The organism is Myxococcales bacterium, assembly GCA_016703425.1.
Lineage (GTDB): Bacteria > Myxococcota_A > Polyangia > Polyangiales > Polyangiaceae > JADJCA01.
In genome coordinates this window covers 511931-521989 of record JADJCA010000029.1, presented here as the reverse complement: position 1 = coordinate 521989, position 10059 = coordinate 511931, and the positions used below count along the sequence as shown (strand labels likewise).

The following is a 10059-nucleotide window of genomic DNA, read 5'->3' as shown; positions in this document are numbered from 1 at the left end:
ATCGCTCCGCTAACCCATTGAAAGGTGGCGGAGGGCGCTTTGCGTACGACTATTGCAGCAGGTGAAGGTGCTTGCGCATCTTGCTCGTCGACGATGAAGTCACTCTTCTGCGGGCCTTTGGCCGGGCGCTCGGGAGGAGCAGTCTAGTCGCCTTGGCGCACTGCGCCGCCGCAGCAAAGGAGGCTCTAGCCGCGGCCACCTTCGATGTGGTCGTGACCGACTACAACATGCCAGACGTAGACGGGATTGCGTTGCTCACTTTCGTCGCCGAGTTCTATCCGGCGACGCGTCGAATCCTGATCTCCGGGCGCCGGCCACCGACTTCTCCAGTGGTGGAGGCGTTTCTCGAAAAGCCGCTGGGCGCGGACGCTCTTCTGAAGGCCATCGCCGCGCTGCCACCGCGCGGCGTATAGGCCCTCGCTTCAGCTCACTTGGGCGCGGTGAACTCGCCGATCTCGACGGTGCCGATGGAGTCGTCGCCGTCGACGTGACCCGCCACCGAGTAGATGTAGCGCCCGAACATCGGCGTCTGGTGCACGTGGGCCCGACCTTGCGCGAGCTTCTGCGGAAGCACGGCAAAGGCTCCAAGCACGCCGTCCTCGCCGAGCGGCGCGACGTAGATGTTCTTCGTGTACGAGTGCCCGCCGGGAAGCCCACCCATCACGTAGACCTGGCGGCCGAAGAGCTCGGCCGACGTCACCGCGAGACCGCCCCTCGGCAACGAGCCGGCGGGCTCCCACTCGCCGAGCGAGCCGCCCTCGCCAAAGGCGGCGCGAATGACGTCGGTTCGGTTCGGAGGGTTGTCGACGGGGTCGCCGGTCATGCCGCCGAACAAGTAGACGTGACCGTTGCTCACGAACGTCATGTGGTGACTGCGAGCTTCCGCCAGCGGCGCTATGGCCTCAAAGGGACCGGGCGTTCCGTCTGCCGCGAGGCGTGAGCGGAGCACTTGGTTGACGCTCACGCCCTTCGCATTGCCGCGACCGCCGAAGACGAAGAGGTAGTCTCCCTGAACCACCGCCGTGTGGTGCATGAGCCCCTCGGGCATCTTCGGACCTTCTACAAAGTCGCCAAGGCTGCCGTCCGCCTTAAGCGTCCCGACCTCCGTTGTTGCGCCGATGGTCACGGAGGCTCCGACGGGCGTCGAACCTCCGAGCACGATGATCTTGTCCTTCGCGCGCACGGTCGTGTGCCCGGCTCGCTTCTTCAGCAACGTGCCGGCCGGCTGGAACGACGCGATGGAACCGTCGGCGTTGATCTTGGCTCGCTGAACGTCGCCGTAGATGCTGCGCCAGGAGAGCGTGCCGCCGATGACGTAAAGGTACGGCACGCCCGACACCTCGAAGACGTGCGTCGTGTGATGATCCCGCGCCGGTGCGATCTCCACCTTCGAAGGCGTGAGTGTCAGCGTCGTCTGGCACGTGCCGTCACGCTCCCGCGTGCCGTCGGGGCACGCCTCGCGAGCCGGCGCGGCAGCATCGAGACCTCCGTCGACGACGCTGGCCTGCGAAGGCTCGGTCGCAGCTGCGCTTGAGCACCCCATCGCGCCAGCGAAGAGGGGAAGGAAAACGGCGCCTAGGGCGAGCGAGCGAGGGGGCATGCGCGCGCGCAAGCAAGGGCCACGCCGTGCACGACAGGCTGCGAAATGTCGCGCACCGAGACCCGCCGTGCGCGGGCTAACGGCGCCGCTCTCATGGGAGCGAAGAACTTTTCGGGAAGCCGTGCGTAGGAACGACTCCGAGGCGTAGCCAAGGCGAAGGCCGCGGCCGTGTCGAAAAGCAATTCCGCCGGCGGCCACGCGCGCGAGGAGCGCCATGCGCGGCTGCCGCTGGCCCAACCAAGCTCGATGGAGGCCCGCATGCGCAGGCTCTGGCACTCGTTCGCTCTCTTTTCACTCGCGGCGACTCTCGGATGCTCACGCGCTGCGCCGCCGGCACCGCTCGCGGGAAACGCGGGACTCGAAGGGCGAGGCGCTGCCTCGGCCGAGCGGCCACCTCTGCCCGAAGTGGCCGTCGCGGCTGGCGATGGACTCACGGTGGATGCGCCGCGGAACCTCGGCGACCTGTCTCTCTACGTGCTCCGCTCCAAGAAGCAGACGGACCCGGGGCCCGTCGTCACCTTGGAAGACGCGCTCAAGAGCGGCGGCGCTGAAGTTCGTGAAGTGGCGAAGGAAGGAGTCGCGCTGGTGAATGACGGGCCTCAGCACGGCCCGCACCAAGGAAGGCGCCTCGCGCGCACCGCCGGAGGCGCCACCGTTGGCACGCTCGTCATCGAGAACAAGGGCGACACGGCCATCTTCGTCATGGCCGGCACCGTCGTGAAGGGCGGAAACCAGGACCGGCAAATCAGCCAGGACTTCGTCATTGAGCCCCGCGCGACCACGCCCGTCGACGCGTTCTGCGTCGAGGCCGGTCGCTGGCAGGGCACGCGCGACGGCCAGTCGACGGGGGGGAAGTTTGGAGCCACGCAAGTCGTCGCCACGTCGAAGGTTCGGGCGGCTGCACAATACAAGCAAAATCAGTCGGAGGTTTGGGAGAAGGTCGCCGAGGCCAACCTCGCCAACAAGAAGGGCGCCGCCACCGGGACCTTCATGGCCACGCTCGACGACAAGGACATCAGCCGACGGCGTGAGGAGCTCGCGGCGGAGATCGCCCGGCAGGTGAAGGGAGCAACCCCTGGCGAGGAGGTCGTCGGCCTCGCCTACGCCATCGACGGTCAGATCCGGGGCGCCCGCGCCTTCATGCACCACCGGCTCTTCGCCATGAACGAAAGCAAGCTCGCCCAGAGCATCGCCCTCGAGGCCATCACCGCGAAGGCCGAGCGCGAGCAACAGGGGCGCGCCATCAAAGGAGGTCCGCCACTGCCGGCGAGCGACGTCACCGGCTGGATGAAGGAAGTCGACGACGCGCCCGAGAGCGAGCGACGCGACACGGCGGCGTCAAACGTCAACGAATACAAAGCCAGCAGCCGCGCCTACGGCTCCAAGACCCGACTCAAGCCGAAAGCTGGCGCGCCCTCGCCGCCGGCGGCGCCGCTCAGCGTCGACTTCCTCGCGAAGTGACTCGCCGGTTCGGGCCCCGCTGCAACTCTTCGGAGCCGCACGAATCCATGTGTCTCCCACGGGAGAATCGAAGCTCGCAACCGCGTCTCCACGGCCTCGGCAAATGGCGCGGCGCGCCGGTCCACGCATGCTTCATGACAAGGAGCCTGTCTTGTCTGAAGGGATGTCTGAAGCGACGCGCCCGCTGCGCCTGACGTCGAGACTGAGCCGCGGTCTCGCTCGCATCGCGCGTCCGGGGAAGGTCGCGCTGCTGACGTGGCTGCTGTCGAGCCTCGCCTTCGGATGCGCGGGCGAGCCCGCGCAAAGTGGCACCTCGGCCTCGGCCATCGTCGGCGCGACCACCGCGAGCGACTATCCCGAAGCTGCGCTCATCGACATGCCCGGCTCGGCTTGCTCGGGCGCCGTCATCGCCCCCTACGTCGTGCTCACCGCGGGCCATTGCGTCGAGGGGCGCTCGAGCTGGACCGTCACCGCGCCCTACGCGAACGGGCAACGCGCCGAGGTCGCGAGCTTCGAGGTCTACGATTACAACGACCCCGGCGAGCAGGTGAACCCGAACCAACACGACATCGGCCTCTTGTATCTCGCGACGCCGATCCGCATGGCTCGTTACCCAAAGCTGAGCGCTGCGCCCATCGCCGAGGGAGCGGCGTTGGTGAACGTCGGCCGCATCGCCGACGGCCAGCTCTCGACGACCGATCTCTTCGTGGGTGCTCCCGTCGCCGCGCAAGACGGCGCGGCTACCGGGTTTCCCTTCGCCTACGCGACGGCGGAGCTCATCGAATCGGGCGACTCAGGCGGCCCCGTTTTGGTCGCCGGCTCCCAGGACCACGAGATCGCTGCCGTGAACTCCGGCGGCGGCGGAGGCTCGCAGATCTTGGCGCGCGTCGATCTGCTCCACGCGTGGATCGAAGAGCGCGTCGCGGCGCACGGCGGCCGGGCGACGACGCCCGCAGCAGCGGCCGCGGCGGCCCCCACAGCCGGCGCGCCACCGGCCTTCGACGCGGCGGCACCTTGTGCGGCGATGGAGCGCGAGCCGAATGACACGACGGCGTCGGCGTCGCCACTGGGCCAGTCCACCTGCGGGACGTTGACGGCAGGCGACGCCGACTGGCTCTCCTTCGCGCTCTCGAGCGGCAACATTCGCTACGCCGTGGAGCTCGCGGCGCAGGGTGACGCGGTCATGGTGATCTGGAAGCAGACACAAGACGGCGCGTGGCAACGGCTCGACCGCGATGGACGACGCGTCGAAAACGTCTCGAGCTATGGCGGGCGCTACCTCGTCGGCGTGTCGTCGCCGACAAGGCAAGCGCAGGCCTATCGCGTGGCGCTGAGCGGCACGCGCCTCTGAGGCCACCCGACGCCGCGCTAAGGGCGCAACGTTCCGACGGCCACACCGAGGCCCAAAGAGCCGGTGAACGAGACGCCGGCCATCCACTGCGCTTCGCGGGACGCGGCGGCGAAGAAGCCGACGCCGGGCTTCGAGCGAAAGAGGGCGTTCGGGTACAGGTTCGCGTGCACGAAGTAGTCGGACACGTCAGACACCTGGAGCGACGCCAAGAGCGAGTCGTTGCGATCGAGGAAGAGCGCGCCGCTGGGCCGCGACGCGATGACGTTCGCGAGCGACGTCGTATCCGAATTCTGAAGAGTGATGATCTTCACGCCTCCGGCCGCCGAGACGGAGAGGCCGCGGCCGACGCGAAGCGAGAGGCCACCGAGCGTCGAGAAGCCTACGTAGCTGAAGAGCTCGAGACGCGGCACGTAGGGGACGGGGAACTTCACGGCGTAGTAGTTGCCCACGTTGTGAAGCTCGCGGCGCGGCGCCGCGAGGGCCGGCTGCAAGGACCAGTCGCGCACGCGAAGGCGAGTCGAGAAGAACTCGGCGACGGGATCGACGCTGAAGAGCAAGATGCCGGCGAGGTCGAAGATGTAGAGGTCCGCGAGGGCGTCCGTGTTGGGGCCGACGAAGTTCTTGTTCTCGAGCGCCTCGTTGACGGTTGCCGCTCCGTAGAGCGTGAGCGCCGAGAAGAGCGCCGGCACGGGGACACCTTGCCCGCGAAACCACTCCCACAGAGCACGGTAGGTCACGCCGCCGCCGATGACGTGCAGGCCGTAGTTCGGGGCCCATCGCGCCGACTCCGTGGTGAAGCTGAGGGGGAAGAGCTCTTGGACGATGAAGCGCTCGGTGCCGCGTGCCTCGATGGTATGGAGCGGGTCGGCCAAGCTCCGACCCACGTTGTCGAGGTTCGGGCCGTATCGCTGGTCGAAAGGATCGCGGGTCTTGGGCCTAAGCTGCAGGACGTCGAAGCCGCGGTTCAAAAAGACGCTCGCGGGCCCGAAGAGCGCCTCCGAACCGTAGTCGCGACCTTGGTAGAAGTAGCGTCGATAGGGCGGCTCGTCGGGCTCACTCCGCGCTTCGGACGCGCACGCGAGGAGAGCCAGAGCGCACGCCGAGCCAAGGACGGTACGCCTCATGGACGTCGCCATGGTAACGCGGCGACGCCTCGGGCGTGTCTCCGAGTGGCGACGCGTGTCTCTGAAATGTGGCGCATTTTGGCGGTGAAATGCCGTTGCTCGCGGAGGCCTCAATGCTACCGCCCCTCTGTCGGGAGGAACGCGATGCAACGCAGACGATGGACCCACACAACGGCGACCGGTGCCGCGGCCTTCGTCGCGACCATGGCGGCGTGCGGTCAAGGGCAGCGCGACGCATTGAAGGCGTCCGATCGACACGTCGACGTCGCCGACGAAGCTGGTGCGGCGGTCATCTCGGGAGGTCCCAACGACGATCGCTTGTGCCCCAACGCCCCGACGACCATCGCGGGCATCGTCAAAGATCCGAGGGGCATGACGCCGCTCTACAACGTCCTCGTCTACGTTCCGACGGAGGCCGTCGAGCCGATGCCGCCGCCGGGACCGTCGTGCCTTCAGTGCGGCACGCCCGTCTCAGGAAAGCCCGCCGTCAAGGCGCTCACCAACACGGCCGGAGAGTTTCGCCTCATCAACGCTCCCGCCGGCAAGGACATCCCACTCGTGATTCAGGTGGGCAAGTGGCGAAGGCAAACGGTCGTCAAGAACGTCAAGCCCTGCCAGGAGAACTTCGTCGGCGACTTCGAAGAGACCCGCCTGCCAAAGAAGCAGAGCGAGGGCGACATGCCCCAGATCGCGCTCTCCACCGGCGGCTTCGATCCGCTCGAGTGCCTGCTTCGGAAGATCGGCATCGACGACTCGGAGTTCACGAGCAACCTCGGCAACGGCCGCGTGCACGTCTTTCAGGGCGCCTTTGGCTCGCAAGCCAAAGACGCGGCCCCCGACGCGCGCTCCCTGTGGAGCCACGAGCCGACGCTCGCGAAATACGACATGGTGATGTTGGGCTGCGAAGGCGACGTGCCCTACGCCGACTCCGGCGACGGAGCCGGCGCGCCGTCGGCGAAGCTCCTCTACAACTACGCCAACGCCGGCGGCCGCATCTTCGCGACGCACTACCACTACTATTGGTTCGAGTTCGGGCCCACGGGCCCGCTCGGGAGCTTCCGCGACGTGGCGACCTGGACTCCGTCCACGGCGACGACAGGCGTCGGCGGCATCTACAACGTCGACATGTCGTTCCCCAAGGGCAAGGCCTTCGCCGAATGGCTGAAGGGCGTCGGCGCGAGCCCCATCGCCGGAGTCATCGGGTTGCAAGACGTGCGCGAGGACATCGGCGCGGTGAACGCGGCGCAGGGAACGCAGCGCTGGATCTACCAAGGCAACTCGACCAAATACCTCTCGTTCAACACGCCCATCGACAAGCCCGCCGACGAGCAGTGCGGGCGCGCCGTCTTGAGCGACGTTCACGTCTCGAGCGGCGACGAAACGGGCACGACGTTCCCGAACGGCTGCAAGTCGACGGTCCTCTCCGCGCAGGAACAAGCGCTCGAGTTTCTGCTCTTCGATCTGTCGGCGTGTGTGCAAGACGACAAGAAGCCGCCGGAAGTGCCTCGGTAGCGGCGACCGCCACCGGGCCGCAGGGTCCGGCGCGCGTCGTTCCTTAAGGGAGCGGCGCGATTGCCGTACCGATCGGTTGTGGGGGCGAGGCCATTGAACGCGGCAACAGCGCAGGCGACCGGCGGCCCGCGGCTCGCCATCGACGAGCTGGCTCGGCTCCACATCTTGAGGCGCGTGGCCATCGAGTCGGTCTGGGGCCTCCTCGAGCACTGCCCGGTGCGAACGCTCGCCATCGGCGAGCTGCTCATCGAGGCGGGGCAGTCGAACCAGACCCTGTACCTGGTGCTCGCGGGACGCCTCAGCGTTCACCTGACAGCGTCGGGCACCGACGCCATCGCCTTCGTGGACGCGGGCCAGTCGGTGGGCGAGCTCAGCGTCATCGATGACAACCCTGGCTCCGCGTGGGTCGTCGCCGCCGAACCGGCGCGTCTGCTCTGCGTCGACGAGGACACGTTCTGGCTCCTCGTCCGCGCGTCGCATGAGTTCGCCGCCAACATGCTCGTGTCCTTGGCGGCGCGCTTGCGGTCCAGCAACCGAACCATCGTCGACAGCGCCCAGCAGCGCGCCAAGTTCGAACGCGACGCGCTCGTCGATGGCCTAACCGGCGTCTACAACCGTCGATGGCTAACGGATCGCTTGCCCCGCCTCGTGGGCCGCGCGCGACGCGGCGGCGAGCCCCTCTCCGCGATGGTCCTCGACGTCGATCACTTCAAGCGCTTCAACGACACCTTCGGCCACGCCGCCGGCGATCGCGTGCTCACCAAGGTGACCCAGACTCTCGCCCTCGCCGTCCGGCCGACCGATCTCGTGGCGCGGTACGGCGGCGAAGAGTTCGTGGTGCTCCTGCCCGGCACGAACGTCGAGGGGGCGCTCGTCGCGGCCGAGCGCGTTCGCATGGCGCTCGCCGATAGGCCCGTGGAGATCGCCGACGGACGGCACCTGCCGCCAGTGACGGTCTCCGTCGGTGTCGCCGAGCTCTCCGGCGACGAAGACGGCTCCGCGCTCTTGGCGCGTGCCGACGCGGCGCTCTACGAGGCGAAGGGCGCCGGGCGCAACCGCGTCGAGGCGGCGCGCTTCGTTCCGCCAACGCGCTAACGCCTGGGTTCGGCGGTCACAATACCTCGATGATCTTGGTGCCGGTGAGGCTGCGAAACTTCTGCTTGCCAACAGAGCCGGCGAAGGTCGGATCCGTGGGCGGCACAGCGAGGCGTACGAAGGTGACCTCGACCTGTGACTTGTCGATGGTGGCGAGCGCATACCCGTACGCGTCGCTCGCGGCGAACCGCAGGTGAGGGTTCGTCCCCTTGAGCGCCGCGTCGGCGCCGGCAGCCCAAGCTTCGGCGACGGGCCGGAGCGTCGAGCCCGGTGGCACCGTCTTGTCGACGAGCGTCTTTAGGGAAGCGGAAGAAATGCCCGCCGTCACGAACTCGATGCCGCAGGACTTTGACGATGGGTTGTCGAAGTCGACGCGCAGCTCCGAGGCGAAGAAGGCATGGATGTCGCCGGTCAATACGAGCAAGTTCTTGGTGGTGAGTTGCGAGAGGATCTCCGCGCGCTCGCTGCGAAAACCGTCCCATTGATCGGTGTTCACGTAGACCGTGTACGTGAACGCGGGCGGCATGCCCGGCAGCTGGGAGAGCGTCAGCGCCATCTGCCACATTTGGACTTCGTTGGCCCAGACCTGCCACGTGGTGGTGGACTTCTTGATCGCGTCGGTCAACCACGCCTTCTGCGTGGTGCCGAGGAGCGTCGGCTTGGCCGACGACTCACGAGGATCAAAGGCCGACTTCCGAACGAAGTAGCGCGAGCCGATGGAGCTGTTGGCGGTGAGCTTTCCGATGGCAGCGTCAGCGGGGCCTTCGGGGATCAGGTGATCGTCGCGGTAGAGCCTTTGATCGGTGAGGAAGAGATCGACGTGCGCCCCGAAGCGGAGCTGCCGGTAGATCTTGATGTCGTCGGGGAAGGGCGCCCCCCGCGTGTAGACAATCTCAACGGGCTGGTACTCGGAGAAGGCGCGGTTGGCGGCCTGCCTCCGCGCCGTGTTCTGCTCCGACGTGAAGGCTTTGGTGACCGGGTCGAGCTCGTTGTAGCTCGTGGAGTGATCCTGCCAGCAGTCGTCGGCAAACTCGTGATCGTCCCAGATGACGACGAAGGGAAAGCGCCGGTGCACTTCCTTGAGCAGCGGATCGGCGCGGTACGCCTTGTAGAGCGCACGGTAGTCGGCGAGCGTGCCGGCGGCGAGCCGCGAGCCGTCTTGCGCCTCCGACGTGTCGAGACCGTCGGGGAGCGTGATGTCGCGCCCCGGCACCGACGACTGAAAGCGCGCGTCGTTCACGCTCTCGTAGATGTAGTCGCCGAGGAAGAGGATGAAGTCGAGCTCTCCAGCTTGATCGAGGAGCGATTGCCACGAGTGCCAATAGCGCCCGATGCGATCTTGGCAGGCGCAAAACGCGAGGTTGATAGCGACGTCGGCGGTCTCCGGCGGCGCTGTCTTGGTTCGCGCGACGCGCGTCGTCTTCTGCTGCACCTCGAAGCGGTAGTAGTAAAAGCGCCCCGGTTCGAGCCCCGTGGGCGAGACGCGAACGGTGTGGTCGGCGTCGGCCTGGGCCACCACGCTGCCGTGGGCGACGACGTCCAAGAGCGCTTCGTCCTTCGCCACGACGAAGTCGACGGTGACGTCGTCGGTGGCCGCCTTGCCCACCTCGCCCGGCTCGACGCGACACCAGAGGATCACGCGATCGGGACGCGGATCGCCGGACGCGAGCCCCTGCGGGAAGACGCGATCGCTGTCTTCCGGTGACGAGGTTGGAGAAGCGCGAAAGGCCGCTTCGCCGGGCGCGTCGGACGGCGCATCGGCGCCCGCATCGGCCCGCGCCTTGGGGGCCTCGGAGGTGGTGCCGCGAGCGCCTTCGCCGCAAGCGACGTACACGACGCTCGCCACCGCTCCGACCACGAACTCGCGCCGCGCAATGCGCTTTTCCACGCCCCGAGGCTGACACGAATCGGCCAGC

The 10059-nt window shown here is 67.5% G+C and carries 8 protein-coding genes; 5 read left to right on the top strand and 3 right to left on the bottom strand.

Annotated features, from left to right (window positions below; genetic code table 11):
* The first annotated feature begins 71 nt into the window (after positions 1-71).
* Positions 72-413 carry a response regulator gene (locus IPG50_35705; GenBank protein MBK6697493.1) on the top strand — a complete coding sequence of 114 codons (342 nt, stop codon included), beginning with the start codon at positions 72-74 and terminating at the stop codon, positions 411-413.
* 14 nt (positions 414-427) lie between these two features.
* Here the strand turns inward: IPG50_35705 and IPG50_35700 are convergent, their stop codons facing one another.
* On the bottom strand, positions 428-1600 hold the full coding sequence (locus IPG50_35700; GenBank protein MBK6697492.1) for a hypothetical protein: 1173 nt from the start codon (positions 1598-1600) through the stop codon (positions 428-430).
* Positions 1601-1858: 258 nt separating this feature from the next.
* Here IPG50_35700 and IPG50_35695 point away from each other — a divergent pair, with 258 nt between their 5' ends.
* Entirely contained in the window at positions 1859-3061 is a 1203-nt protein-coding gene (locus tag IPG50_35695; protein ID MBK6697491.1) for a hypothetical protein, read from the top strand.
* A 163-nt stretch (positions 3062-3224) separates the two neighbouring features.
* The gene (locus IPG50_35690) at positions 3225-4412 is read left to right on the top strand and encodes a trypsin-like serine protease (GenBank protein ID MBK6697490.1); all 1188 of its coding nucleotides are present in this window, start codon (positions 3225-3227) and stop codon (positions 4410-4412) included.
* 17 nt (positions 4413-4429) lie between these two features.
* Here the strand turns inward: IPG50_35690 and IPG50_35685 are convergent, their stop codons facing one another.
* Positions 4430-5536, bottom strand: a complete 1107-nt coding sequence (locus IPG50_35685) for a hypothetical protein (protein MBK6697489.1) — start codon at positions 5534-5536, stop codon at positions 4430-4432.
* A gap of 144 nt (positions 5537-5680) precedes the next feature.
* Between IPG50_35685 and IPG50_35680 the strand changes: the two genes are divergently transcribed.
* Positions 5681-7048: a carboxypeptidase regulatory-like domain-containing protein gene (locus IPG50_35680; GenBank protein ID MBK6697488.1), complete on the top strand. Its 1368-nt coding sequence runs from the start codon at positions 5681-5683 to the stop codon at positions 7046-7048.
* A 93-nt stretch (positions 7049-7141) separates the two neighbouring features.
* Complete coding sequence (locus IPG50_35675; GenBank protein ID MBK6697487.1) at positions 7142-8143, top strand: diguanylate cyclase; 1002 nt, start codon at positions 7142-7144, stop codon at positions 8141-8143.
* 16 nt (positions 8144-8159) lie between these two features.
* On the opposite strand, the gene IPG50_35670 is transcribed toward IPG50_35675, so the two are convergent.
* Complete coding sequence (locus IPG50_35670) at positions 8160-10031, bottom strand: alkaline phosphatase D family protein (GenBank protein ID MBK6697486.1); 1872 nt, start codon at positions 10029-10031, stop codon at positions 8160-8162.
* Positions 10032-10059: the final 28 nt, after the last annotated feature.